Origin of the sequence: Microbacterium schleiferi (genome assembly GCF_038150145.1) — a bacterium.
In the GTDB taxonomy this organism is placed as follows: Bacteria; Actinomycetota; Actinomycetes; order Actinomycetales; family Microbacteriaceae; genus Microbacterium; species Microbacterium schleiferi_B.
The window spans coordinates 1-25,546 of sequence record NZ_JBBWSA010000011.1; the positions used below are offsets into that span (position 1 = coordinate 1).

Sequence of the window (25,546 nt, forward strand, 5' to 3'; positions counted from 1 at the left end):
GTTCGCGACCCATCACTAGCTGGGACGGCAATGAGCTTTTTCCTCGACTTGTTGACAAGGCCGCCGCCTACCTCCATGGGTTTGCCACGTCTCAGTTCTTCTGGGATGGCAACAAGAGAACGTCGTTCCTATGCGCGACAGTCTTCATCGAAGAGAACAACTTCGTGTTCGATGGACCAACAGTGGATGAAGCGGAGAGTTTCCTCCTCGCGGTAGCAGCTAAGGAGCGGACGCTCGAGCAGGTAGCTGATTGGCTCGATCGCTATTCGTTTAGTCGCCGCGCTTGGGAACGGCTGCAGCTTTGGCAGGACCTCGAGGATTTCGGCCACTACTAGCAGCGCACTGCGGAGACACCACCCGAAACACCCTCGAAACGTGATAGCCATGAGCAATCAATGATTGCCTCCTAGCATCGCGGTGTGACGAACACTGACGAGTTCACCCTGCGCCCGCGCGTGCAGGAGTTTCTGGCGTCGGGGCGCACGGAGCTGCTGATCGACGGCCACTGGCTCCCGGCATCCGATGGCGCGACCTTCACCACGATCGACCCAGCCACCGGCTCCGCCCTCGCCGAGGTTGCCCGTGCCACGGCGCCGGATGTCGACAAGGCGGTCCGCGCCGCGAAGGGCGCGCTGCGCTCCTCGGCTTGGCGCGACATGCGGCCCGCCGACCGCGGCGCGCTGTTGTGGCGCATCGCCGACCTCATGACCGAGCACCTCGACGACCTCGCGCAGCTCGAGACGCTCGACCAGGGCAAGTCGCTGCGCACGTCGCGGTTCGGTGAGGTTCCGGCGGCGATCAACCAGTTCCGCTACTACGCGGGCTGGCCGACGAAGATCCTCGGCGACACGATCCCCACGTCGCTGTCGCGCACCCCTCCCGGCAAAGAGGTCTTCGCCTACACGCGCCGCGAACCGGTCGGCGTCGTCGGCGCGATCGTGCCGTGGAACTCGCCGCTCATCATGACGGCCATGAAGCTCGCCCCGGCCCTCGCCGCCGGCTGCACGATCGTGCTCAAACCCGCCGAGAACACCCCCCTCACCGCGATCTACCTCGGCCAGCTCATGCTCGAGGCGGGCCTACCCGAAGGGGTGCTGAACATCGTCACCGGATACGGTCACGAGGCCGGGCAGGCTTTGGCGGAGCATCCGGATGTCGACAAGATCGCCTTCACCGGCTCCACCGCCGTCGGCAAACGCCTCGTGCAGTCGGCCGGCACGCGCCTGGCCCGCCTCACCCTGGAACTCGGCGGCAAGTCGCCGTCGATCATCATGCCCGACGCCGACCTGCCCGCCGCGATCGAAGGCGTCTCGCGCGGCATCTTCGACAACGGCGGCCAGGTGTGCGTCGCCAGCGCCCGCATCTACGCGCACCGGAATGTCTACGACGACGTCATCGCCGGGATGGCCGACTTCGGCACCGGCCTCAACCTCGGGCACGGTCTCGCCGAAGGCACAGACCTCGGACCCCTCGTCAGCAAGGCGCAGGCCGACCGGGTTGCCGGCTACGTCGACGAGGGCCGGGCTGAAGGTGCGCGGGTCGTGAGCGGCGGCATCCGTGAGGGCGACACCTTCTATACGCCGACCGTGCTCACCGACGTGACGCCGCAGATGCGCCTCATGCGCGAAGAGATCTTCGGACCCGTCGCGGTCGTCACCCCGTTCGACGACCTCGACGAGGTGGTCGGGTGGGCCAACGACTCCCCGTACGGGCTGGCCGCGAGCGTCTGGACCGAAGGCCTCAGCAACGGCCACCGCATCGCCGCGCAGCTCGAAGCCGGCACCGTGTGGGTCAACTGCCACTCCTTCCTCGGGCCCGAACTCCCCAAGGGCGGCCACAAGGAATCGGGCTGGGGATACGAGAACGGCCCGCAGGGCCTCGAGAACTATCTGGAGACCAAGACGGTGGTGATGGTGCTGTGACCGCTCATTCCTCCGGGCGCATATTGCTCGGCGCGTTCGAGATGATGAACCCCAACAACGGGATGCCGACATGGACCGACCCGCGCGGCCGCGGCGACGACTGGGACAAGCTCGACTACTGGCTCAGCCTCTCCCGCACCCTCGACGAGGCGGGCTTCGACTTCCTGTTCTTCGCCGACACCTACGGCTACGCCACCCTCGACGGACGGATGCCTGACGAGGTCGCCGCTCACGGCATCCAGTTCCCGGCACTCGACCCGATGCTCACGATCCCGGCGCTGGCCCACGCGACCCGCGACCTGGCGTTCGTCGTGACCTCGCCGACCACGGTCGAGAAGCCCTACGGCACCGCGCGGCGGTTCGCGACCCTCGACCGGCTCACCGGCGGACGCATCGGCTGGAACGTCGTGACCGGGTCGTCTCAGGCCACCACCGACGAGCTGTTCGGCGTGACGCAGAGACTCTCGCACGACGAGCGGTACGACGCAGCCGACGAGTTCCTCGACACGTGCCTGCGGTTCTGGGAGCACTCGTGGGACGAGGATGCCGAGGTCCGAGACCGCGCGCGCGGGGTCTATGCCGATCCGGGCATGCTGCACCGCGTGGAGGTCGACGGGACGTACCAGCGGGCGGCGGGGATCTTCGCGGTGCCGCCGACGCCGCAGCGCACGCCCGTGCTTTTCCAGGCCGGCACGAGCGATCGCGGGCGCGCGTATGCCGCCCGCAACGCTGAGGCAGTCTTCATCCAGGGGCAGTCGATCGCCACCGCGGCAGCGCATGTCGCCGATATCCGCGAGCAGGCAGTGCGCCAGGGGCGACGTCCCGAAGACGTCAAGGTCATCAGCGGCATGACCGTCACGGTGGCCCCGACCGAAGCCGAGGCCTGGACCCTGCGCGCACAGTACGAGCAGGTGCTGGGGCTGGATGACGCCGCGGTGATGTTCGCCGGCATCACCGGGATCGACCTCACCGGGATCGACCCCGACACACGCGTCGCCGACCTGCACACCGATCTCGGGCAGACCCTCATCAACCGCTACGCGCGCACGGATCCCGACATCCGCGTGCGGGCGGTGCTCAACCAGTTCCGCACCCGGGCGATCCGCGGGTTCCAGATCACCGGCTCACCCGAGCAGGTTGCCGACGAGATCATCGCGACCGTCGACGGATCGGGGCTCGACGGGCTCATGCTCGAGCCGACCTTCGGCGGACCCGGGTCGTACGAGGCGTTCATCGAGCTCGTGCTGCCGATCCTCGTCGAACGCGGCCGTGCGGGGCGTCCCTCGGGCGCGACCCTGCGCGAGCGCGTCAGCGGATCTCCGCGCCTCGCCCCGACCCACCGCGCGCACCGCCTCACCGCGAGCGCTGCGGATGCGTCAGCCGCGGATGCGCCAGCCGAGGCATCCGTCGGGGCCCAACTATCGAGCGCCGCGACATGACCCGCGTTCGTTTGCCGCAAGTCGTCGGCGCACCCACCGGCGCACGGCGTGTTGCGGCACGTGAAGGGGAACGACAGAGGCCCCAAACCAGACAACCCACCTTCATTTGCCGCAAATCGTCCCGTACCCCACCGGCGCACGGCGTGTTGCGGCAAATGAAGGGGAACCGCAGACGCACCACCCCACCCAGACGCCACCCCCACCACAAAGGACTCCACGTATGAAAGCCGACGCCGTCGAGGCGGTGATCCGCGGCCTCAAGCGAGCCGGCGTAAGCGTCGCGACCTACCTGCCCGACTCCCTGCTCAAAGAGCTGTACCCCGCGCTGGATGCCGATCCCGACATCCGTACGATCCCCGTGACCAACGAGGGCGAGGGCGCCGCGATCGCCGGCGGCGTGTTCCTCTCGGGCAAGCGCGCCGTGCTCGTCATGGAGAACTCGGGACTGCGCGCCGCGACCGAGCACCTCGCTCGCCTGGGCCTCGGCGCCGGCATCCCGGTCGTCATGATCATGAGCTACCGGGGCGAGTTGGGCGAGAACAACTGGTGGGCGATCCCGCACGGCATCACGATGGAGCCGCTGCTGGGAGCCCTCCGCACCCCGTACCGCATCGTGCGCGACGTCGACGAGATCGAGCAGGCGGTCGTGGATGCCTACGAAACGGCCTATTCGTCGTACTACCACGCCGCCATCGTCCTGGGAGGGGGGCTCGTCCGATGAGCTACAGCAGATTCGAGGCCATGGAGCTTCTCGGCAAGCGCCTCACCGACGACGCTCTCGTCATCCTGTCCCTCGGCGGCGCCGTGGACGAGTGGTACAACGCCGCCCCGCACATGCGCGAGGCGAGCCTGTTCCAGCAGCAGCTCGGATGCGTCAGCGGTGAAGCCTTCGGCCTGGCCGTCGGCCTGCCCCACCGCCAGATCGTCTCGCTCGACACGGATGGCGGACTGCTGTTCAACCTCGGCATCCTCGCGACCCTCGGCAACGAACAACCCGAGAACCTGTTCATCGTCGTGTGGGACAACGAGCAGTACCAGTCGATCGGCGGACCGGCGACCCACACCGCAAAGGGACGCGTCGACCTCGCCGCGATCGCCCGCGGCGCCGGGGTCGAGAAGGCGTTCACGGCGCACACGCTCGAGGAGTTCGACGAGCACTGCGCCGCAGGCCTCGCCGCGACCGAGCCCTACATCGTCGTGGCCAAGACCGACGGCATCCTGCAGCCCGGCATCAAGCGCAAGCACTCGGACGGCCGCGAAGACAAGTACATCTTCGTGCGCCACGTCGAGAAGATCGAGGGCATCACGATCATGGGCCCCAGCGAGCACAACTGACCCGGAGCGCGACGGATGACGGTGGTGCAGGCGCCCGAGGCGCACTATGACTACGTGGTGGTCGGGGCCGGCGCGGCCGGCTGCGTGCTGGCTGCGCGGCTCAGCGAGAATCCCGACGCGCGGGTGCTGCTGATCGAGGCGGGTCCCGACCACCGCGGGCTCCGCGAGATCCTGGATGCCGCGCACTGGGACTCCCTCATCGGCGGCCGTCTCGACTACGGCTACCGGTCGGCCCCGACCCCGCACGTGCTGGGGCGCTCGATCGCAATGCCCCGGGGGCGCGTGCTCGGCGGCAGCTCGTCGACCAACGCGATGCTCTGGTACCGCGGCGCCCGCGCCGACTACGACGCGTGGGCGGATGCCGGCGCCACCGGCTGGGGCTACGACGACCTGCTCCCCTACTTCCGCCGCTCCGAGGCCCGGCCCGGCGGCGACCCCGCCTACCGCGGCCTGGACGGACCGGTGCGGGTCGCGCCGCTGTCGCGCGTGCATCCGATCGCGACGGCACTGCTGGATGCCGCGGCCGCCCGCGGACTTCCCGTGCTGGATGACGCCAACGGCCCCTCGAACGAAGGCGCCGTGTTCGCCGACTACAACGCCGTCGAGGGCCCCGACGGATCGTTCGAGCGCTGGAGCACCGCCCGCGCCTACCTCGAACCCGCGCTGGCGCGGCCGAACCTCGACGTCCTCGTCGACAGTCCCGTGCACCGGATCGAACTCGCCGGCTCCCGCGCGACCGGCGTCACGCACCTCATCGGCGGACGTGAAGTAGCCACAACCGCGGACCGCATCGTGCTGGCCGCCGGCGCCATGGACACCCCGCGCCTGCTGCAGCTGTCGGGGATCGGTGATCCCGACCGGTTGGCGGGTGTCGGCATCCGTCCCCGGCACGCCCTGCCCGGTGTGGGCGAGAACTTCCAAGACCATCCGCTCGTGCTCGGCGTGAACTTCCGCGCCCGCGAGGGGCTCGGACCGGTCATCGGCAACGGCGGCGGAACGATGCTCAATTGGCGCAGCTCCTACGCCGAGCGCGGCCCCGACCTGCACACGGTCATCGCGCATGGCTCGCGCGGCGACGAGGCCCTGCACGCGCGCTACGACCTCGCCGGCGATCGCTTGTTCGCGCTCGTTCCCGGGCTCTACGGGTCACGTTCGGTCGGGTGGATGCGGGTGCGCTCGGCCGATCCGACGGTGCAGCCGGAGTTCCAGCCGAATTACCTCGCCGACCCGAAGGATCTCGTCGCGATGGTCGAGGCGATGGATGTCGCGCAAGAGCTCGTCGCGGGTCCCGCGTATGCCGACCTGCATCCGGAACCGCTGACGCCTCCGCCGTCGATGACTGACCGCGCCGAGCGCGTGCAGTTCGTGCGCGAGAACGTCGGGAGCTTCTTCCACGGCGTCGGCACCGCGCGCATCGGCACTGACGAGCTCGCCGTGGTCGACCCGGGGCTGCGGGTGCGAGGGCTCGAGGGGCTGTGGGTCGCGGATGCCTCGGTCATGCCGATCATCCCGACCGCGAACACGCAGGCACCGACCGTCGCGATCGCCGAGCGCGCCGCCGAACTCATCGCCGCCGGCTGAACCCTGCGTCGGAGAAAGCGGCCTCTGTCGGATTCCAGTCCCACATGCATCCGACGGGACCCGAAGCATCCGACCGAAGCGGCCTCGGGCTACGCCTCGCCGCGCAAGACATCCCCCGCGTGGATGCCGATGGCAACCCAGTCCGCGAGTTCGGCGTCGTCGGCCACCTGCTCGGCAGGAATCCGCAGCCAGGCATCCCCCATGGTGCGCCCGTTCCCCATCACGACGGGGACTGCACCGCGCGCCAGGCGATCGGCGCGCAGTCTCGGGTCTGTCCGCACCATCGCACTCCCGCCGCCCTCCGCGACGATAGCGAGGGCTTCGCGAACCATGAATCCGATGCCGCCGAACATCCGCATCTCGCGGACGTCGTCATCCGTGACGATCCCTCGGATCCGCGCCGCCAACTGCTCCCGCTCGTCGGATGCCGACATCCCGCCCCCTTCGGCCTCGCACCGTCTTGGCGCGAGCGTACTCTCCCCGAAACTCAGACGCGATAACGTTCGACCATGATCCCGATCGAGAACCTGCTGACGTTCATGCTGACGTCGTTGGTGATCATCGTGATCCCCGGTCCGAGCGTGCTGTTCGTCATCGGCCGCGCCATTGCGCTCGGCCGCCGTGCGGGCGTGCTCAGCGTCGTCGGCAATGCGCTCGGCACGATCCCCGCGATCATCGCCGTCGCATTCGGCGTGGGCGCGATCGTCGCGTCGTCGGTCGTCGCCTTCACGGTCATCAAGATCGTCGGCGCGCTCTACCTCGTGTACCTCGGCGTCCAGGCGATCCGCCACCGCCATGCCCACATTCCCGGCATCCAGCAGCGGCCCGCCCGCACCCGCACGCTCCTGGCCGAGGGCTTCATCGTGGGGCTCACCAACCCGAAGACGATCGCGTTCTTCGTCGCAGTGCTCCCGCAGTTCGTCGACCCCGCCGCAGGCCCGGTATGGATGCAGCTCCTGCTGCTCGGACTCGTCTTCGAGGCGCTGGCGCTGGCATGCGACAGCATCTGGGCACTCGCAGCCGGAACTGCGCGCGCATGGTTCGCTCGCTCACCCCGGCGAATCTCGACGCTCTCCGCGACGGGCGGCGTCATGATGATCGGGCTCGGCGGCGCACTCGCGCTCACCGGGTCCAAGTCCTGACCGCGACGGGATCGGCATCCGCGTTCAGTCGCGCCTTCACGTCACCCAGCAGGCCAGCCACCCACAACAAGACGCGACCGAAACGAAGCACCATCCGCGTTCAGTCGCGCCTTCATGTCACTCGACACGCCAGCCACCCGCAATACGGCGCGACCGAAATGAAGGCGCGGGTTCGCAGGGCGACGGATGCTACGCGGTAGCCGTGTCCAGCACGGCATCCAGCGCGGCGAAGGCGCCGCGGAACTCTGCGCGTAACCGCGCCTTCTGAGCCTCGTCGCAAAACGCGGCGTCGATGCCGTTGAGCGCGATCTGCTTGGCCTCATTGGGGGTCACGCCCATGAGGCGCAGACCCTCGGTGTACTCGCGTCCGATATCGGTGCGAAAGAACATCGCATCGTCGGTCGAGACGTTCACCGCGAGCCCGGCATCGATCATGCGACGGATGCGGTGGCTCTCATCGATCGTCCAGCCCGAGCAGATCGTCGTCGACAGCGGCGTTGCAGCGAAGCCGATGCCCCGTTCCCGGGCGAGCGCGACGATCGCGGGGTCGTCAACGATGCGATAGCCGTGGTCGAGGCGGTCGCAGCCCAGCTCCTCGATGGCGATACGGACGGCATCCGGGGTCGCGTGGTCGGTCTCGCCGACGTGGGCTGTCAGCAAGAATCCGTGCTCGCGAGCCAGCGCGTACGCCTCGACGAACCGGCCCGGATCCTCCGTGTTCTCGGGCGTGAGATCGTCCTGTCCGAGACCCACGACCTCGGGCCGGGGGTGTGCGATCATCTCGTGCACAAGGTCGAGGGCGGATGCCGCGTCAGCGCGCCGATTGATCGCCACGACAATCCGGAAGCCGACACCGAAGTCCTTCTCGGCGCGCGCCAGCCCCGCAATGATCGGGTCGATCACCTCGGCGTATGACAGCCCTCGTTCGGCGAAGTACTGCGGGTTCACGTAGTACTCGCGGTAGCGCAGATTTCCGTCGGCGACGGCAGACGCAACCCCGTCGTAGGCGACACGCTCGAAGTCTTCGGGGTCACGCAGCACATCATGCGCGAAGCGGAATGCAACGAGGAAGTCCACCAGATCGGCGAAGTCGAACAGCGTGTCGGGGTCCGTCGTCGGCAGCTCGACACCGTGCTTTGCCGCGAGCTCGATGAACAGCTCGGCGCTCATCGTCGACGCGAAGTGGCAGTGCAACTCGGTCTTCGGCAACAAGCGCAGGTAGTCGGCGTACGAGATCACACAGGCCCCTCTCCGGACGTGCGAGGCGCGGCGCGCCCCGGAACCTGTTTCACGACGAGCAGCCGGTAGGGCTGCCCGTCCGCCGACCACCACCGGTGGGTGGTGCCGCCGGTGTAGTAGACCGATGCCCCCGGCTCGAGATCGCACGTCTGGTCACCGAGCTCGATGCGCACCTGGCCTTCGATCACATAGAGGAACTCGTCCTCAGCGTGGACGAATCGTTCGCCCGGCTCGAGGCTGTCGGAGACGACCTCCATGGGATGGAACGTGCGCGCCCGTTGCGCCAGCATCCTGGCCGTCCCGGACGCGAAGCCCTCGGGGATTTCCCCTTCGCCGGGCCGGCTCACCTCGACGAACGGCCCCGACTCGTCTGGCGCGTCGGCTGCAGCGATGAGCTCGATCGGGCTGGTCTCCAGCGCAATGGCGATTCGCCGAAGCGACCCCAGGCTCGGCTGCGCGAGCCCGCGCTCGAGCTGGCTGAGGAACGGATGCGACAGCTCGGTACGCTCGGCCAGTTGCACAAGGGTCAGACCGCGGGTCTTGCGCAGCATCCGGATGTGGCTTCCCAGACGAGCGCCTGCTGCACGCTCGTCGAGACCGTCGGGCATGCTCATGCCGCTGAGCGTACTCCGGCCGCGCTCGCATACTCGTCGACCAGCGCGAGGTAGGCGGATCGGCGCGCGGGAGTGAGCCACGAAGCGTGGAACGAGTTGCGCGCAAGCTGCACGAGGTCGGATGCCGAAAGCCCTGCCTGCTCGGCAAGCGCGACATAGTTGTCGCCGACGTAACCGCCGAAGTAGGCGGGGTCGTCGGAGTTGATCGTCACCCGGACCCCGGCGCGCAGCAGCGAGACGATCTCGTCGGATTTCATCTGCTCGGTGACGAAGGAGTTCGATACGGGGCAGCAGGTGAGCCCGATGCCGCGCTCGAGCACTGTCGCGACCAGCGCGGGGTCTTCGACGATGTTGGTGCCATGGTCGATGCGATCGACGCCGAACTCCAGCGCCTGACGGATGTGCTCGATAGACCCGGGCTGGTCGATGTCGCAGTGCATCGTGACCAGGAACCCTTCGGCGCGAGCCCGCTCGAACACTGCCGCGAACTTCGCCGGAGGATTGTCGCGCTCATCGGAGTCAAGGCCTACCCCGATGATCCAGTGCCGGTAGGGCAGGGCCTCCAGCAGTGTCGACATCGCGTGTTCTGCCGAGAGGTCACGCAGGAAGCACAAGATCAACTCCGCCGAGATGCCGAGCTCTGCTTGAGCCCGCACGATCGCGCGCCGATAGCCGCCGATCACTGTCCCGAAGGGAACTCCCCGCCCGGTGTGAGCCTGCGGATCGAAGAACAGCTCGGCGTGCACGACGCCCTGCTCCTTCGCTTTCAGCAGGTACGCCCAGGCGAGGTCATGGAAGTCGTCGGCAGTCTGCAGCACCGCCATCGCGGGGTAGTACACCGCGAGAAAGCTCGTCAGATCGGTGAAGTCGTACGCAGCTTTCACGGCTGCGACATCGCTGTAGGGCAGGGTCAGACCGTTGCGCTGCGCAAGCGCGAACATCATGTCCGGCTCGAGCGTCCCCTCGAGGTGAAGGTGCAGCTCGGCCTTCGGAAGCCCGCGGGCAAAGCTCGCCAGCTCGGGTTGTGCCATGGTCCGCTCAGATGCCCTTCTGCGGGTGCATCGCCATGCGTGCCAGCACGACATCCTCGACGATCTGGATGAGGTTGTAGAGCACGAGCGATGCGGCGGTGACCGCCACGACGGATGCCCAGAGTGCCGCGAACTGCGCCTGCGGGATGAATCCGCCGATCGATCCGCCGATACCGCCGCCGACTGCGAGCCATTCGGCAAGCAGCGCCCCGGTGATGGCACCGGGTACCGAGATGCGCACTGCAGCGAAGAAGGCGGGAAGCGAGGAGGGGAAGGCGACCTTGCGCAGCTTCGTGAACGCACCCCCGCCGTAGACATCGACGAGGTCGTTCATCATCGGCGGCGCGGACTTGAGACCGAACGAGATGTTCACGAGAGCCGGGAAGAGCACGACGATGCCACCGATGACGGCCACCGTCCAGAAGTCACGGCCGAAGATCAGGATGATGACCGGTGCCATCGCGATCAGCGGCACCGATCGCAGCAGCATCGCGACCGGCATCAGAGCGTGCTCGATGCCCTTGTTGAGTTCGAACGCGATCGCCGCGACGAGAGCGACGACGAGACCAGCCACGAACCCGATCGCGGCATCTCCGAGGGTGACCGCGAGGTTGCCCATGAGCATCGTCCGGTTGGCTTCGGCTGCCGGAACGGTGAAGAGGTAGTTCCAGACGTCGACCGGGCCCTTGGCGATCAGGGGGGAGAGCTGGAGCGCCCAGAGCAGCCCGACCCAGATCACCAGAACGGCAACGATTGTCAGGACGAAGGTGAGAGTCGACCAGCCAAGCGCACGCAGAACGGCGCGGGTCGACTGGGCGCGCAGCTTGGCGTTGAGCTTTGCTGCTTCGGCCTGTACGTCGGTAGCCCCGGTGAGTGTGATCTGCGCCATCGTCAACGTCCCTTCGACCAGGGGGCGATCGCCTTGGCGATCCACCCGACGAGCGCGAACCCGAGAAGCGCGACGCCGCCGCTCAGAAGCGCCAGCGCCCACACCTGCGGTCCGTTCGAGGCCTGCTGGGCGAGGATCATCGCGAGACCCACGCCGACCTCGATCTTGCCGAAGAATTCACCGAGCACCGCACCGAGGAACGCGGCGGGCACCGCGATCTGCAGGGCGCTCAGCGTGGCCGGGAGCGCCGCGATCAGCCGCACTTTCACGAGTTGGGTGAGCTTCGATCCGCCGTACACCGTGACCAGGTCAAGGCTCGACTTGTCTGCTGACTTCAGGCCCAGAAGCGCGCCGACAACCGTCGTGAAGAACACCGACAGCGCAGCGAGAAGGATGGCCGTGCCACTGGGCTCACCGACCTTGGGAGGGGTGATGACGATGACCGCGAGCATGCCGATCGCAACGATCGGGATGCAGTACGTGAGGATCGCGAGCTGCATCGCGACACCCTCGAGCCGCGGCACGAGGAGCACGAACGCCGACAGCAGCAGGGCGAGTCCGTTGCCCCACAGGTAGCCGACGCCGGCCTCGGCGAGGGTGACGGCGAAGTTGTTGAGGTAGTACTGCGGGCCTGTCTCGATCATGACCTGGATGACCTGGAACGGCGTGGGAATCGCGCTGGCACCGGAGGGCCCGACGTTGGAGAACACGGTGGCTGCCAGTATCCACCACAGCAGGATGATGCCGATGCCACCGATGACCCCGATCAGCCACGGGGGAAGACGGAAGTCCTCCCACTCGATCGCGCGCCCGCGCGTGGGGTTCTCAGTGGTCATCCGCCGCTGCTCCTCCGGCACCGAACAGCAACTCGGATGCCTGGTCGACATACGCGTGGAACTCAGGGGTGCGCATCATCTCGGGCGTGCGGGGACGGGGAAGGTCGATGGTCATGACCTCCTTGACCCGACCGGGCCGCGGGCTCATGACCGCAACCTGGTCGGAGAGGAAGATGGCCTCCGAGATACCGTGGGTCACGAGGAGCGTGGTCGCAGGCTTCTCGGTCCAGATGCGCAGCAGCTCGAGGTTGAGCTTCTGCCGGGTCATGTCATCGAGGGCACCGAAGGGCTCGTCGAAGAGCAGGACCTCGGGCTTCATGATCAGCGACCGCGCGATCGACACGCGCTGGCGCATGCCACCCGACAGTTGCGCCGGCTTGGCCTTCTCGAAGCCCTTGAGGCCGACCAGGGCGATCATCTCGTCGACGTAAGCCTTGTCGACCGAGGCTCCCGCGATCTCGAAGGGGAGCCGGATGTTCGAGAGCACGCTGCGCCAAGGCAGCAGCGCCGAATCCTGGAAGGCGATGCCGAGCTTGTTCTCTTTGCGCAGTTCCTTCGGGCTCTTCCCATCCACGCGGGTTGTGCCGCTGGTGGGCTGTTCGAGACCGGCGAGGATGCGCAGGATCGTCGACTTTCCGCATCCTGATGGTCCGAGGAGGGAGAGGAAGGTTCCCTGCTCAGTGTGAAGGTTGGCGTCTTGCAGCGCCGTGACGGTCTTTCTTCCGGTGGTGAAGACCTTGTTCAGTCCGGAGATCTGCAGGCCGGTGCCCAGGGACTCGCCCTGGGCACCGGTCTCGGCAGAGCCCGTCGTGAGTACTGAACCGGATGCGGTGGGTTCGGTCACGATGGATTCTCCTTGCGTGTTTCTGATCAGCCCGCGTAGGCGATCAGGTCGGGGTTCTCGGCGTAGACCTCTTCGAGCAGCGACAGGTCGAACAGGTCGGCTGCCTCGAGCTCGATGCCGGCGCCTGCGAGGCTGGCGAGGGTCGCTTCCTGCAGCTCCGGGGTGATCCAGAAGAGGCCGAACTCTTCGGTGTCAGGCGAGACGACGAGCTCTTCGGACTGTGCGATCGAACCGGCGGTGGAGTTCTCCGGGTTCAGGTCGAGGTCGGCTCCGTAGACCTCGTAGGCCAGGCGAGCGCCCTCTGCGGGGTCGTTGACCGCGTCGGCCCAGCCCTTGATCTCGGCGACCAGGTACGCCTTCAGCTTCTCGCGATCGTTCGCGATCATGTCGTCGGTCGTGGTGATGGTTTCGGCGACGAACGGCAGACCGTTGTCAGCGAAGGGCAGGTTGGCGACGTCGAAGCCAGCCGCGGCGACCGTGATCGACTCGTTGGTCAGGTAGGCCATGAAGCCGTCGACCTCACCGTTGGTCAGCGGCGCCGGGTCGTACTGCACGGGCACGATCTCGAGCTCGGACTCGTCGATGCCGTTGGCGGCAAGCAGAGCCTTGAACAGCGCGGTGTTGGAGTCCTGAACACCGATCTTCTTGCCCTTGAGGTCTTCGGGCGTCGTGATGTTGCCACCGTCAGCGAGCGAGAGGATCGTGAAGGGGTTCTTCTGGTATACCGAGCCGATGATCTTCAGCGGCGCACCTTCGGCTGCGACAACCGAGCCGATCGAGACGGCGTCGGAGAACGCGACATCAGCCGTGCCCGAGATGAGCTCGGCGGCACCGGTCGAGGGGCCAGGCGTGAGGGTGACCTCGTCGAAGCCGGCCTCTTCGTAGTAGCCGTTCTCGAGGGCGAAGAAGTCGCCGGCGAACTCTTCGTTCTTGATCCAGCTGAGCTGAACCGCAAGCGTGCCGAAGCCCTCTGCAGCGTCGCCGCCGGTGGACTCAGACGGGGTGGACTCGCCACCGCTGGCGCAGGCGCTCAGTGCAAGCGCCGACACGGCGACGGCTGCGACGGCCATGGCGGACCGGCGCACGATTCGGGAGGAAAGAGATGTCATGTTTGCTGCGTCTCCTGATTGCGGATGAATGGGACACTCGGTGACACACGACTACGGGACTCGTCGGGTCGTCGAGTCCGACCGTACGAGATGTAGATTTCATGAACACTCGCCGGACTGTTTCGTCCGCGTTACCGAATGCACGGAAGCGGCGAACAGCTGCGTGATGCAGGCAGCGCGCTCAGCGAGGCACGACGGTACCGGCGCCGGGTGCGCAGGCGATGCCCTCTTCCGCGCCCGGCTGGGACCTCGGCACGTCGGGTGTTGACAGTGCGGGATGCACGGGACCTGTCGTATCGCGCAGAGCTCCACCGCGTCCGCCCGAGCGCACCATCACGATCTCGGCGAGGATCGACAGCGCGGTCTCCTCAGGCGTCCGGCCCCCGAGCGCGAGGCCGATCGGGGAGCGCAGGCGCTCAGTCTCGGCATCCGTCACTCCGGCTTCGCGCAGGCGGCGAGCTCGGTCGTCGTGCGTGCGGCGGCTGCCCATGGCGCCGACATACCCGGCGGGGCTGCGCAGGGCGATCGTGAGCGCTGGCACATCGAACCGAGGGTCGTGGGTGAGGACGCAGATCGCCGTGCGCGCATCGATCGGGGTACGCGCGAGGTAGTCGTGCGGCCACTCGTGCACGACCTCGTGCGCGTCGGGAAAGCGCGCCGGGGCGGCGAAGGCATCCCGCGGGTCGCAAACCGTGACGTCGAATCCGGATGCCGCGCCCAGCCTGCTGAGCGCGACCGAGAACTCGACGGCCCCGATGATGATCAGGCGCGGTGCGTGAGGGAACGGCAGGCCGAGCACCTCGAGCGGGTCGACGTCAGTCCCGTAGCGCAGGGTCAGCGCGTGTTCATCGGTGCGAAGGCGCGCGAGGTCGGCGGTCAGCGCGGCACGGATGCCGGAGCCGATCATTACGTGTAGGTCGGTCTCGGCATCCGCACTCTCGCGAGCGAGCACGAGGGCGCCGCGACCGGCCCCGGCGGTGACGATGCCGAGCGCGCACGGTTCCCTGCGCAGGATGGCGGCGTGAAGGTCGGCTATCGCCGTCGCAGCCGGTGTACCAGGAAGAACGGGGAGAACGAGGACGTCAATGACGCCGCCGCAGCTCAGACCCGCCTCGAACGCGGCCTCGTCCGAGATGCCGTAGCGGACGCGGGCAGACTCACCGGTCTCGATCGCCTGGAGGCACAAGGCGTGCACGTCGCCGTCGACGCAGCCCGCCGAGACATTGCCGAAGACGACGCCATCGGCATCCACGATCATCGCGGCGCCGAGTTCCCGGGGCGAGCTCGCCTGCGCCGACACGAGCACCGCGAGCGCGAACTGCCGCGCCTCGGCGACCCAGGCCGCAGCCGGATCGAGGATCTCTCGCATGGCGTACCTCCCGGCCTCTTGCCTATCATCCGGGTGTTTCTTCGAGATTGCGACCGTCGTCTCGAGCCGGATGCCGGCCCGGATGTCGGTGGCGCGGCGTAGCCTCGGGGCGTGAACCGCACCGTGCTGGCCGAGCGTCTGCGTGCGCTGGATGATCAGCTCGCGCGGCTGGACGCGGATGCCGCGTCCTTGCGCGCCGACCGCGCTGACGCGACAGCCGACGACGAGCACGACCCGGAGGGGTCAACGCTCTCGGGCGAGTGGCAGCGCGTCGAGGCCCTGCGCGAGGCGGCGCTGCGCGATCGCGCGGCGGTCATCGAGGCGCTGGGGCGCCTGGATGCCGGCACCTACGGAATCTGCATCCGCTGCCGACAGCCGATCCCCGCCGAGAGGCTGGAGGTCATGCCCACGGCGACGATGTGCGTCCCGTGTGCGTCGGCCTAGCGCGGGTGACTCAGCGCGGGTGGCCGAACTGCGCTGCCCGAGCCGGCAGGTCGGCGTGGATGCGGGCTGACGCCTCGGCAGCGAGCGGGTTCGTCGAGACGCCGTTCTCGCTCGCGAGCACCCCGCCGACATAGACCTGCTTCAGGTTGCGCAGGCTCATCGAGAGCACGTAGGTGCGCACGGGGTGCCACAGCGGGCCGACATCCGGAGTGCGGGGGTCGACGACGACGAAGTCGGCGAACTTGCCCACCTCGAGACTGCCGACCCGGTCGGCGACCCCCAGGATCTCGGCGCCGCCGAGGGTGTGCAGGCGCAGCACCGTCTCGGGAGTCATCGACAGCGGGTCCTTCGTGCGGGCGCGCTGCATGAAGATGCCGGCGCGCATGTTGCCCCATGGGTCGGCGAGGTCGGTGCAGGCCTGGTCGTCGAGGCCCATCCCGATACGGATGCCGAGATCGAGCATCTCGGGCACGAGCGCGACCCCCGACGCCAGGCGTCCGTTGGAGGCCGGCTGCCACGACATCGACGCGCCACCCTCAGCGGTGGCGCGGATGATCTCGGGGGTCGTCTGAATGAAGTGGCCGAACATCATGTCGGGGCCGAGGGCTCCGGCATCCTGGTACATCGCGAACTTCGCCTGCTGCAGCGGCACCGCCTCGGGCGACTCGAGGAAATGGGCCTGGTTGGTCACGCCGAACCGGCGCATCGCCTCGACTTCGAGCTCCGCAGCCTCGGGGCGCGGCGACCACTGCACCTGGCCCATGATCGAGGCGCCGAGGGCCAGCGCCGGGTCCATGGCGCGGGTGTGGGCAACCTCGGCGGCGAAGCGGTCGAAAATCTCGTCGTCAGTGCCGGTGGAGACATCCATCCCGATCGCGTCGACGAACCGGAGGCCCGCGTCGCGGCATCCGTCGGCCTGACGCGTGTGGTACTCGACCGGCCGCAGCGGCGCGTTGCCGCCCAGGCGCTTGCCGTCGACCATCGACTCCCACGCCTGCAGCGGGTCGGTGAAGTTATAGGCGGTCGTGACGCCGTTCGCGAGGAAGTCGAGCGATCCGTGCAGCGTCGACCAGTACATGTCGTCGGGGCTGAGGTTCGCGGTGAACCCGAGCATCGAGTCGCACCAGCCGTAGAGGGTCTCGTTCGCGCCAAGGCCGCGCAGGCCGCTCGTGAAGAGGTGGCTGTGGCTGGAGATGAACCCGGGTGCGACGAATGCTCCTGCGACATCGAGGGTCTCGTCAGCGGTCGTTCCTGCCGGGGGCTGACCGGCACCTGTCGCGGCGATACGACCGTCCTCGACCAGCATCCAGCCCTCGTCGAGGTAGCCGAGGTCGTCCGCGCCGGCGGCGACAGTGATGAGTCGGGCGTTGATGACGAGCAGGGATGCCATAGGTTCTCCGGTGGTGCGAGGGTGTCGCAACGCTACAGCTCCCATGTTTCGCCGCTGCTACGCCCGCTGGCGCCAGCATCCGCGCAACCCTCGACTCGCCAGGCCATCCGTTCAGTCGCGCGTTCCCGCGGTTTCACGCGCCCAGAACCCACACAACGGCGCGACCGAACGGGACGGCGGCTCCGCATGCACGCAGGCCATCCGTTCAGTCGCACGTTCTCGCGGTTTCACGCGCCCAGAACCCACACAACGGCGCGACCGAACCGGCGAGGGTATCTTCTCGAGCTGTGGGTACGCACGGACACCGCGCCTCCGTCGACTCCTCCACAAACCGACTCTGCACGCATCTCTCCCCGATGGGATCGTGCGGTCACCCCGGCAGACGCCCGAAGCTCACGGTTGAGAAGTGCACCCCAGCGAATTGCCCATGGACCTTGGCACTGCGTTCTCAGTGAAGCATGCCCGCCAACGCGGAGTCACCCCGTCCCGCCTTCGCGCCTCCGACCTCGAGATCCCGTTCCGGGGCGTTCGTCAATTACGCGCCGACCCGCCCAACACGGTCGAGACCCGTCTGCTCGATTCGATGGATGCCTACGCGCAGCGCATGACCGAGCACGAGTTCTTCAGCCACATCTCGGCCGCCGTCCTGTGGGGGATGCCACTTCCCCGGCGGATGCTGCGCGCCAGCACGCTGGACGTTGCGGTGATCTGGCCGCGGCGCGCACCAGCGTCCCAGGGTGTGCGCGGACACGCGCTGCGTCCGTGGATGTGCGAATTCGTGCGGCATCCGGAGTTCGGAGTCTCCGTGTCGTCACCAGCAGCGACCTGGGCCATGCTGTCTTCGCGCTACCGATCGGTCGATGATGCCGTGGTTGCCGGCGATGCAGTGATTCGCGACAAGATGCACCGTGATGATCCGCCCCCGCTGACCACTCTGACCTCCCTCCAGCTCGCGGCGGACGCGGGCCGGCGCATCAGAGGTGGCATCCTTCGCGATGCCCTGCCTCTAATCCACCCGCGCTCGCGGTCACGCCCGGAGTCGGTGATGCGCTTACTGCTCGGCCGTGCCGGTCTCAGCGGGTTCTTGCCGAACTTCGACGTGTTCGACGGAGATGTCTGGATCGCGCAGGTCGACTTCGCGCTCCCGCGAATCCTTCTCGCACTCGAGTATGAGGGCGAACACCACCTCACCGACCCCGTGCAGTGGGCAAAGGACATCGCGCGCGTGGAACGTCTAACCGAGCTCGGCTGGCGCGTCATCCGTGTGACCAAGGCAGACGTGTTCGGGGCCCCCGAGCTTCTCGTGCGTCGCATCCGTCGAGCCGTTGACCAGGGTCGCTGGCATACGTGACCTGCCTCGCTGCCCAGCTTCGGTCGCGCCGTCCTGCGCGCCCGTGGGGCGACACTCCACACCAAGACGCGACCGAACGTGTCAACCTCAGTTTCAGTCGCGCCCTCTTGTGAACTCACGTCCGCCAAACCCGCATATCGGCGCGACCGCAGCAGCACCCCGTGTTCGGTCGCGCCGAGATGCGAGTGTGAGCTGACGCGACCCGCAGGAAGGCGCGACCGAAAGTAGTGACCCCACATTCGGTCGCGCCAAGAGGCGGGGTGGCGCTCGAGAAACCCGCAGAAAGGCGCGACTGAAAGTAAACCCGGACGTCAGAGGCGGTCGGCGGCCAGCTGGAGCACGGATTCGGTCAGGGCACGGATGCCGAGAGCGACGTCTGCGGCCGAGACGGCTTCGTCGGGGTGGTGGCTCACGCCGTCGGGGTTGCGCAGGAACAGCATCCCGACATCCGTGATCGAGCCGATCGCCATCGCGTCGTGGCCCGCGCGGCTGAAGATCACGGGCGGTTCGTCGCTGCGGCGCTCGACGGCGTGGACGATGCCCTCGCGCACGACATCCTGCAGCAGGAGTCCGCACCGCACGGCCGGCGCGTTGTGCACTTCGCGCGCCTGCCAGCGGAGCCCTCGACGGCCCATGATGTCGTCGAGTTCGCGGCTGATCTCGTCCCAGACCCGGTCGCGTTCGCCATCCAGCTCACCGCGCAAATCGACGCTCAGGCGAGCCTCTCCGGGCACGACGTTGACCGCGCCCGGGAACGCCTCGAGCTGCCCGACCGTCCCGATGATGTGGTGCTCGCTGCGGCAGATGCGTTCGACGGCGAGCGCGGCCTCGCTCGCCCCAAGGAGCGCATCCCGGCGCATGTCGTAGGGCGTGCCGCCGGCGTGGCGGGCTTCGCCCTCGACGGTGAGCTGAAAGCGGCGGGCGCTGGCGATCGATGACACCACGGCGAGCGGCTCACCGGCGCGATCGAGCTCGGGGCCTTGCTCGATGTGCGCCTCGAGGTAGGCGACGAGATGGTCGGGTCGGCGCGCGGCTTCGCCGATCCGACCCGGGTCGAGGCCGAAGTCGCGGAAGGCCTCGCGCAGGGTCACGCCGTCCTCGTCGGCGAGCGTCCACCAGGCGTCGTTCCAGGTGCCGGCAACGGCAGAGGATCCGAGCAGCGCCTTGCCGAACCGCGTGCCCTCTTCATCCGAGAAGGCAGCGACCTCGACGGCGAACGGCAGCGGCACCCGGGAGACCCCGTCGCTCTCCTGGCGCAGCAGCCGAACGACTTCGAGGGCCATCAGTACGCCGATGATGCCGTCGAACCGGCCAGCATCCTTCACGGTGTCCAGATGCGAACCGATCATGAGGGCCGGCGCAGCGGGGTCAGGGTCGGTGCCGCGCTCCATGCGGCCAAGCTGGTTGCCCGCGGCATCCTGCCAGGATCGCAGCCCGACCTCGCGCATCCACTCCGCGGCGAGCCGGTTGACGCGGGCATGCTCGGGCGAGAGGTACACGCGCTCGATCGCTCCCTGCTGAGCGCTCACGCGCGCCAGTTCATCGCAGCGCGCCATCACCCGGCGGGCGGCGGCAGCGATGCGATCGGGGGATGCTTCGAGCAGCGGCATGGGTCAGATTCCCGCCAGAGCGTCGGATGCGGCATCCACGCCGGCACCGGCAGGCACCGCAGCACCGAACCGGCGGAGCACAGCCTCGAGTGCCACGAGGGTCTGCAGCACGGCATCCGGACGCGCGTTGTAGCCCATCGTGCCAATGCGCCAGACCTTGCCGTGGAGCGGCCCGAACGAAGTGCCGATCTCGATCCCGAACTCCTCGAGCATCGCGGCACGCGCGACATCACCCGGCACACCCTCGGGGATGTAGACCGCGACGACGTTGCTCATCTTGTGTGAGACGTCGCCGAAGACCCGCAGACCCATGGCTTCGACGCCGGCGAGCATCGCAGCTCCGACGCGGCGGTGGCGGGCGATGACGGCATCGCGGCCCTCGAGCAGCAGCAGCCGCGCGCACTCTCGAGCGGCGTAGAGCATCGAGGTCGCCTCGGTGTGGTGGTTCAGACGCCGCGGCCCCCAGTAGTCGAGGATCATGCCGAGATCGAAGTAGTTGGAGCGAACGAAGTCCGGCGACGACGGGTCACCGGGTTCCCGGATGCCGGCCTCGACCTTCTTGCGCGACGAGATCACCTCAACGGCGCGGTCACTGAGCGTGATCGGCGCCGACCCCGATGGCCCACCCAGGCACTTCTGCAGACCCGCGGTCGCGGCATCCAATCCCCACGCGTCGGCCTCGAACGGGTTGCCACCGAGGGATGCCGTCGCGTCGGAGTAGAACAGCACGCCGTGGCGGGCACAGATCTCGCCGATCTCGTCGAGGGGCTGCAGCATCGTCGTGGACGTGTCGCCCTGCACGAGCGCCAGCAGCGTCGGTTTCACGCGCACGATCGCTTCTTCGATCGCGGAGGGCGTGAACACCTGTCCCCACTCCGTCTCGATCGTGTGCACCTCGGCCATCGCCCTCTCCGAGATCTCGGCGAGCAGGTGACCGAACCGGCCGAATATGGGCACGAGCACGCGGTCGCCGGGACGGATGAGGGAGAGGATCGCTGCCTCGATCCCGGCGCGCGAGGTACCGTCGATCAGCAGTGTCGCGTCGTTGGTGGTTCCCCAGACGCCGCGGTACAGCTCCTGGGTCTCGGTCATCGTGGCCGTCATGAACGGGTCGTACTGGCCGACCAGCGGCGCCGACATCGCGCGCAGCACGCCAGGGTAGGCATCCACGGGCCCGGGCCCCATGAGGAGCCGGCGGGGTGGATCGATCGGGCCGGGAATGGTCGACGAGGGTGCGTGCGTCATGTCAGGGTCCTTTCGGCCGGGTCGGTCGCGACGAGAGCCGCGAGGCGCCTGGCCAGTCGAACGAGGGCGATATCGGTGCCTGCGCGCGAGATCAGGCACACCCCGACGGGCGCGGGACCGAGGGGCGAGCGCACCGTGAGCAGCGGGATCGAGAGCGCAGGCAATCCCGCGACAGCGGCTGGAGTCGTCATCCGCAGCGTCGCCAGGCGGGTGGCGTCGACCTCGGCGGGAGCGGCAGTCCGTGCCGGCGCGGGACCCGGAACTGTCGGCAGCAACAGCACGGCGTCACGGACGAGGTGGTGCAGGCTCTCGCGCAGCGGGGCGAGGGCCCCACGAGCGTCGGCCTCCGCCGCGGGAGAGACCGAGGCCGCCAGCCGGAAGCGCTCGGCGACCGCCGGACCCACCGCGCCGGGATGCTCACGCAGCCACTCCCCGTTGTTGCGCCACGCTTCGGCACCCTGCACCGTGCGAAACGGTGCAACGTACTCGTCGAGGTCGCCGATCTCGATCCGCGCCAGACGCGGCGGATCATCGGATGCCGCGAGCCGCGCGACGAGGGAGTCGAAAGCCTCGCGGGTCGGCGCATCGGCGGCATCCAGCACCTCATCGGGCACGAGGAACCGCCACGGCAGGTCATCGCCGGACTCGCCGTAGACGCTCTCGGTGGAATCGGACCCGTCGTAGCTCAGGCACCACTCGGCCACGCGCTGCAGCGTCGCACCATCGCGGGTGAGCCAACCGACGGTGTCGAAGCTCTGCGCGAGAGGGAGCATCCCCTGCCGGGGCACGAGGCCGTGCGTCGTTCGCAGACCCCACAGGCCCTGGTACGACGCGGGGACGCGGATGGACCCTGCAGTGTCGGTCGCGAGGCCGACATCCGCCTGGCCGAGGGCGACGGCACTGGCCGGCCCGCTCGACGACCCACCCGGCAGCGCGCCCGGCAGCGCGGCGTTCGGGGGCGTGCCGTAGTGGGCGTTGTCGCCGGCGATCGAGTACGCGAACTCGTCGGTGCGCGCGATCCCTCGCACCGAGGCGCCGGCTCGGATGAGGTCAGCGAGCGCCGGCGCGGTCGTCTTCTCTGCCCGCGCTTCGCGCAGATACGTGGGGTTTCCGGCGCCGATGCGGAAACCGGTCAGGGCGAAGAGGTCTTTCACCGCGACGGTGAGGCCCGCGAGCGGCCCCTCCCACGCGCCCTGCCAGAGCGGGTCGCCGACGCTGCGCCAGATCGACCTGTCGAACGCCGGAGTGCGCGGTGTCACGTGGGCAGCCGTGATCAGCCACCGCCCGTCGATGCGCTGCCACACCTGGGTCTGGATGCCGCGTCCTCCCCCGTGGAAGCGGGACTCGGCGACCAGCAGCGCGATGTCAGGCCCGAGTGGCCGGTACTCCAGGCGCTCGATCGTGCGCGGCGCAACCCCGCCACGAGTGACGCGGAACGCGCTGATGGCGTCGTGGCCGACGAGGAGGCCGGCTCCGTCGGCGCGGATCGTCTCCGGCCCCGGCGCGAACGCGGCATCGAGCGCGTCGAGGTCATTCGCGAGGATCGCGCGCTCATAGGCGTCGAAGGCCGTGAACAGGTCGTCGGGGATGTCGTCGGGAAAGCCGCTCGGCGGCAGGGTCGCCTCAGCCACGGTCTACCTTCGCAAAGTCGGCCTCACGAATGCGCGCATGCACGCCGCACACGACATCCACGACCTGCGAGATGTCGAAGTCGGTGGCAGCCGACAGGTAGGCGTAGGCGAGGTGTTCGTCGAGCCCCCAGCGCGCCTCGATGAGGCTCACGGCGGCGCGAACAGCGTTGCGCATCGCGACGTTGAGGTCGACATCCATGCCCGTGGGAACGAGGTACTCGTCGGTTCGCACAAGGGGGCCAGCGAGCTCTCCGAACTCGGCGAGCGCGACCTCGCGCGGCACGACGTCGAACCGCAGCGTGGCACGCAGGGATGCCTCCAGCGCGGTGAGCGCGACCTCGCCGTCTCCCTGCGCGAAGTGCGGATCGCCGACGTAAGCGAGCGCGCCCGGGACCTGCACCGGAAGGTAGAGCACCGACCCCTCGGTCAGCAGCTTGATGTCGATGTTGCCGCCGTGGGGCCCGGGCGGAACCGAATGTGGACGCTCATCGTCGGAGACCCCGACCCCCATGATCCCGAGGAACGGTGCAAGCGGGAACTCGACGCGGCCCTCGCCGCCCTCGGTCACCGGCAGCACACCGACGAGGCCCTCGGGCCGGGCTTCGACGGGGGTGAAGACGCTGACGTTGTGCGCGCCGCGCGGCAGTTCGCCGATCAGGGCGCCCTTGCCGTGACGGTTCGAGATCACGCCGTACGGCACGCGGGGTGCGAGGCTGACCACGGTGATCTTCAAGAGGTCGCCGGGTTCGGCATCCGTCACCCGGATGGGCCCGGTAACCACATGCGGACCGTCGGTGTCGGGGTTTCGGGACAGCGCCGAGGCCACCTCGACGGCGTCGTCGAGCACCGCCTCGCGGGGTATGCCGTGGCTTCCGAAGTAGGCCACCGGGTCGGTGCCGTGGTCATCGAGGATGCCTTCGTGGCTGACGGTGTCGATCGTCACCGTCTCGCCGGATGCGACCTCGAGCACCGCCGTGTCGGTGACACACGGCAGGCGCCCCCACATCACTGTGTCGGGTGTGGAGCGCAGGTAGTGGTCGCCGGGAATCTCGCCGACACCGGGTTGGAGGATCGGGAAGGGGAAGGTGGTCATCGGGCTCCTTCGTCCGAAGCGGGATCGGTGGCCAGGATCTCACGCCCGTGGCGGCCCGCGATGCCCTGGTCTGCCGTGTAGGCCGTCTCGCCGTGAACCCACGTCGTGTGCACGGCGCCGCGCAGCAGCGCACCGTCCCACGGCGAGAGCTTGTTGCGATACTCCAGGTCAGCGGCGCGAACGACGGATGCCGCATCCGGCGCGAACGCGACCAGGTGCGCGGGAGCGCCCTGCCGAATCACACCGCGGCTGCGGATGCCGGCGATTGCGGCAGGCCCGGTCGTGAACCACGGGATCACCGCTTCGAGCGGGATGCCGCGACGGGATGCCTCTGTCCACACGGCACGGAGCCCCGTCTGTACCCCCGATATCCCGCCCCACGAGAGGCCGAGGTCGCCGTCTTCGCGCTCCTTGAGATCGCGGGTCGCCGGCGAGTGATCGCTGACGACCGCGTCGATCGTGCCGTCGAGCAGCCCCGCCCACAGGAGGTCTTGGTTGTGGCCATCACGCACGGGCGGGCAGCACTTCACGGTGCCCGACCCATCCGGGAGGTCCTCGGCCCGCAGGGTCAGATAGTGCGGGCAGGTCTCGGCGGTGAGCCGGATGCCGGCGGCCTTCGCCTCGCGGATGACATCGAGCGCGTGCCCGTCCGAGACGTGCACGATGTGGGCGCGCGCTCCGGTGCGGCCCGCGGCAGCGGCGACAGCGGCGATCGCCGATTCTTCGCTGATCGGCGGTCGGCTCGCGAGGAATCTGGCGTAGCTGCTGCCGATCGCCGGGTCATCGTGCAGGTGGGCGGGGTCTTCGGCATGAGCGATGAGCAACCCGTCGAAGACGGCAAGCTCGGTCAGCGCGGACTCCAGGGCGGCGGCATCCAGATGCCCGAACTCGTCGATCCCCGAGGGCGAGAGGAAGCACTTCACCCCCACCACCCCGGCCGTGAACAAGGGACGCAGCGACCCGAGGTTCTCTGGCACGGCGCCACCCCAGTACGCGACATCGACGGCGAGCTTGCCCGGTGTCGCGGCGCGCTTGGTCGCCAGCGCCTCAACGGTCGTCGTGACCGGCAGCGAGTTCAGCGGCATATCGACGACGGTGGTGATACCCCCCGCCGCAGCGGCGGCGGTACCGGTTTCGAAGCCCTCCCAGTCGGTGCGGCCCGGTTCGTTCAGATGCACATGCGAGTCGACGAGGCCCGGCAGGAGCACCTCGTCGTCAGAGAGGATGAGGTGCGCATCCGGGTCGTACGGAGCAATCCCCGCAATGAGGCCATCACGAACGAGGACGGTCGCGGCCGAGAAGCCGCCGTCAAGGAACACCCGGCGTGACGCGAGGGCGATGGCCGGGGACGACATGCCGTCACCGTATGATCCGCGCATTTCTCGCATGTTACCTGTACCAACATTTCGGATCACGTCTGCCGTCGTGCCGG

Annotated in this window: 24 protein-coding genes; 9 read left to right on the forward strand and 15 right to left on the reverse strand. The window is 68.4% G+C overall.

Going from position 1 to position 25,546, the window contains the following annotated elements:
- The 6 genes from AADH62_RS12350 to AADH62_RS12375 all read left to right on the forward strand — a co-directional run.
- Positions 1-335 (forward strand): type II toxin-antitoxin system death-on-curing family toxin (locus tag AADH62_RS12350; RefSeq protein ID WP_341579729.1); only part of this gene is annotated, 335 nt, incomplete at its 5' end.
- Positions 336-419: 84 nt separating this feature from the next.
- Positions 420-1,922: an aldehyde dehydrogenase family protein gene (locus AADH62_RS12355; protein ID WP_341579730.1), complete on the forward strand. Its 1,503-nt coding sequence runs from the start codon at positions 420-422 to the stop codon at positions 1,920-1,922.
- Positions 1,919-3,361, forward strand: a complete 1,443-nt coding sequence (locus AADH62_RS12360) for an NtaA/DmoA family FMN-dependent monooxygenase (protein WP_341579731.1) — start codon at positions 1,919-1,921, stop codon at positions 3,359-3,361. The genes AADH62_RS12355 and AADH62_RS12360 overlap by 4 nt, the downstream gene beginning before the upstream one ends.
- Positions 3,362-3,581: 220 nt before the next feature.
- Positions 3,582-4,082 carry a thiamine pyrophosphate-binding protein gene (locus AADH62_RS12365; protein ID WP_341579732.1) on the forward strand — a complete coding sequence of 167 codons (501 nt, stop codon included), beginning with the start codon at positions 3,582-3,584 and terminating at the stop codon, positions 4,080-4,082.
- On the forward strand, positions 4,079-4,696 hold the full coding sequence (locus tag AADH62_RS12370) for a thiamine pyrophosphate-dependent enzyme (RefSeq protein WP_341579733.1): 618 nt from the start codon (positions 4,079-4,081) through the stop codon (positions 4,694-4,696). Before AADH62_RS12365 ends, AADH62_RS12370 begins: the two co-directional genes overlap by 4 nt.
- Positions 4,697-4,711: 15 nt before the next feature.
- The gene (locus AADH62_RS12375) at positions 4,712-6,277 is read left to right on the forward strand and encodes a GMC family oxidoreductase (protein WP_341579734.1); all 1,566 of its coding nucleotides are present in this window, start codon (positions 4,712-4,714) and stop codon (positions 6,275-6,277) included.
- Positions 6,278-6,366: 89 nt separating this feature from the next.
- Here the strand turns inward: AADH62_RS12375 and AADH62_RS12380 are convergent, their stop codons facing one another.
- The gene (locus AADH62_RS12380) at positions 6,367-6,711 is read right to left on the reverse strand and encodes a TfoX/Sxy family protein (RefSeq protein WP_341579736.1); all 345 of its coding nucleotides are present in this window, start codon (positions 6,709-6,711) and stop codon (positions 6,367-6,369) included.
- Between the two features lie 75 nt (positions 6,712-6,786).
- Between AADH62_RS12380 and AADH62_RS12385 the strand changes: the two genes are divergently transcribed.
- Positions 6,787-7,419 carry a LysE family translocator gene (locus tag AADH62_RS12385; RefSeq protein WP_341579737.1) on the forward strand — a complete coding sequence of 211 codons (633 nt, stop codon included), beginning with the start codon at positions 6,787-6,789 and terminating at the stop codon, positions 7,417-7,419.
- A gap of 189 nt (positions 7,420-7,608) precedes the next feature.
- On the opposite strand, the gene add is transcribed toward AADH62_RS12385, so the two are convergent.
- The 8 genes from add to AADH62_RS12425 all read right to left on the reverse strand — a co-directional run bounded on the left by add (position 7,609) and on the right by AADH62_RS12425 (position 15,350).
- A complete protein-coding gene (gene add, locus AADH62_RS12390) occupies positions 7,609-8,658 on the reverse strand; it encodes an adenosine deaminase (RefSeq protein WP_341579738.1) in 1,050 nt (349 codons plus the stop codon).
- The gene (locus tag AADH62_RS12395) at positions 8,655-9,272 is read right to left on the reverse strand and encodes an XRE family transcriptional regulator (protein WP_341579739.1); all 618 of its coding nucleotides are present in this window, start codon (positions 9,270-9,272) and stop codon (positions 8,655-8,657) included. Before AADH62_RS12395 ends, add begins: the two co-directional genes overlap by 4 nt.
- Positions 9,269-10,303, reverse strand: a complete 1,035-nt coding sequence (locus AADH62_RS12400) for an adenosine deaminase (RefSeq protein ID WP_341579740.1) — start codon at positions 10,301-10,303, stop codon at positions 9,269-9,271. Before AADH62_RS12400 ends, AADH62_RS12395 begins: the two co-directional genes overlap by 4 nt.
- A 7-nt stretch (positions 10,304-10,310) precedes the next feature.
- Positions 10,311-11,192, reverse strand: coding sequence for an ABC transporter permease (locus AADH62_RS12405; protein WP_341579741.1), 882 nt, complete (start codon positions 11,190-11,192; stop codon positions 10,311-10,313).
- A 2-nt stretch (positions 11,193-11,194) separates the two neighbouring features.
- Positions 11,195-12,028, reverse strand: a complete 834-nt coding sequence (locus tag AADH62_RS12410; RefSeq protein ID WP_292729342.1) for an ABC transporter permease — start codon at positions 12,026-12,028, stop codon at positions 11,195-11,197.
- A complete protein-coding gene (locus AADH62_RS12415; RefSeq protein WP_292729345.1) occupies positions 12,018-12,800 on the reverse strand; it encodes an ABC transporter ATP-binding protein in 783 nt (260 codons plus the stop codon). The genes AADH62_RS12410 and AADH62_RS12415 overlap by 11 nt, the downstream gene beginning before the upstream one ends.
- Positions 12,801-12,898: 98 nt before the next feature.
- A complete protein-coding gene (locus AADH62_RS12420) occupies positions 12,899-13,981 on the reverse strand; it encodes an ABC transporter substrate-binding protein (protein ID WP_341579742.1) in 1,083 nt (360 codons plus the stop codon).
- Positions 13,982-14,162: 181 nt separating this feature from the next.
- Positions 14,163-15,350 (reverse strand): XdhC/CoxI family protein, encoded by a 1,188-nt coding sequence (locus AADH62_RS12425; protein ID WP_341579743.1) that lies wholly within the window; start codon positions 15,348-15,350, stop codon positions 14,163-14,165.
- A gap of 111 nt (positions 15,351-15,461) precedes the next feature.
- On the opposite strand from AADH62_RS12425, the gene AADH62_RS12430 reads away from it, so the two are divergent.
- Positions 15,462-15,794 (forward strand): TraR/DksA family transcriptional regulator, encoded by a 333-nt coding sequence (locus AADH62_RS12430; protein WP_341579744.1) that lies wholly within the window; start codon positions 15,462-15,464, stop codon positions 15,792-15,794.
- Between the two features lie 10 nt (positions 15,795-15,804).
- Here the strand turns inward: AADH62_RS12430 and AADH62_RS12435 are convergent, their stop codons facing one another.
- The gene (locus tag AADH62_RS12435) at positions 15,805-17,184 is read right to left on the reverse strand and encodes an amidohydrolase family protein (protein WP_341579745.1); all 1,380 of its coding nucleotides are present in this window, start codon (positions 17,182-17,184) and stop codon (positions 15,805-15,807) included.
- A gap of 427 nt (positions 17,185-17,611) precedes the next feature.
- On the opposite strand from AADH62_RS12435, the gene AADH62_RS12440 reads away from it, so the two are divergent.
- Positions 17,612-18,535, forward strand: coding sequence for a hypothetical protein (locus AADH62_RS12440; protein ID WP_341579746.1), 924 nt, complete (start codon positions 17,612-17,614; stop codon positions 18,533-18,535).
- A 311-nt stretch (positions 18,536-18,846) separates the two neighbouring features.
- On the opposite strand, the gene AADH62_RS12445 is transcribed toward AADH62_RS12440, so the two are convergent.
- From AADH62_RS12445 to allB, 5 genes are read right to left on the reverse strand one after another with little or no spacing between them, the layout of a single operon-like run.
- Positions 18,847-20,145, reverse strand: coding sequence for an allantoate amidohydrolase (locus AADH62_RS12445; protein ID WP_341579747.1), 1,299 nt, complete (start codon positions 20,143-20,145; stop codon positions 18,847-18,849).
- 3 nt (positions 20,146-20,148) lie between these two features.
- Positions 20,149-21,390 (reverse strand): alanine--glyoxylate aminotransferase family protein, encoded by a 1,242-nt coding sequence (locus AADH62_RS12450; protein WP_341579748.1) that lies wholly within the window; start codon positions 21,388-21,390, stop codon positions 20,149-20,151.
- Positions 21,387-23,021 (reverse strand): AtzH-like domain-containing protein, encoded by a 1,635-nt coding sequence (locus AADH62_RS12455; RefSeq protein ID WP_341579749.1) that lies wholly within the window; start codon positions 23,019-23,021, stop codon positions 21,387-21,389. The genes AADH62_RS12450 and AADH62_RS12455 overlap by 4 nt, the downstream gene beginning before the upstream one ends.
- Entirely contained in the window at positions 23,014-24,114 is a 1,101-nt protein-coding gene (locus AADH62_RS12460) for an acetamidase/formamidase family protein (protein WP_341579750.1), read from the reverse strand. The genes AADH62_RS12455 and AADH62_RS12460 overlap by 8 nt, the downstream gene beginning before the upstream one ends.
- A complete protein-coding gene (gene allB / locus AADH62_RS12465) occupies positions 24,111-25,469 on the reverse strand; it encodes an allantoinase AllB (RefSeq protein ID WP_341579751.1) in 1,359 nt (452 codons plus the stop codon). Before allB ends, AADH62_RS12460 begins: the two co-directional genes overlap by 4 nt.
- Positions 25,470-25,546: the final 77 nt, after the last annotated feature.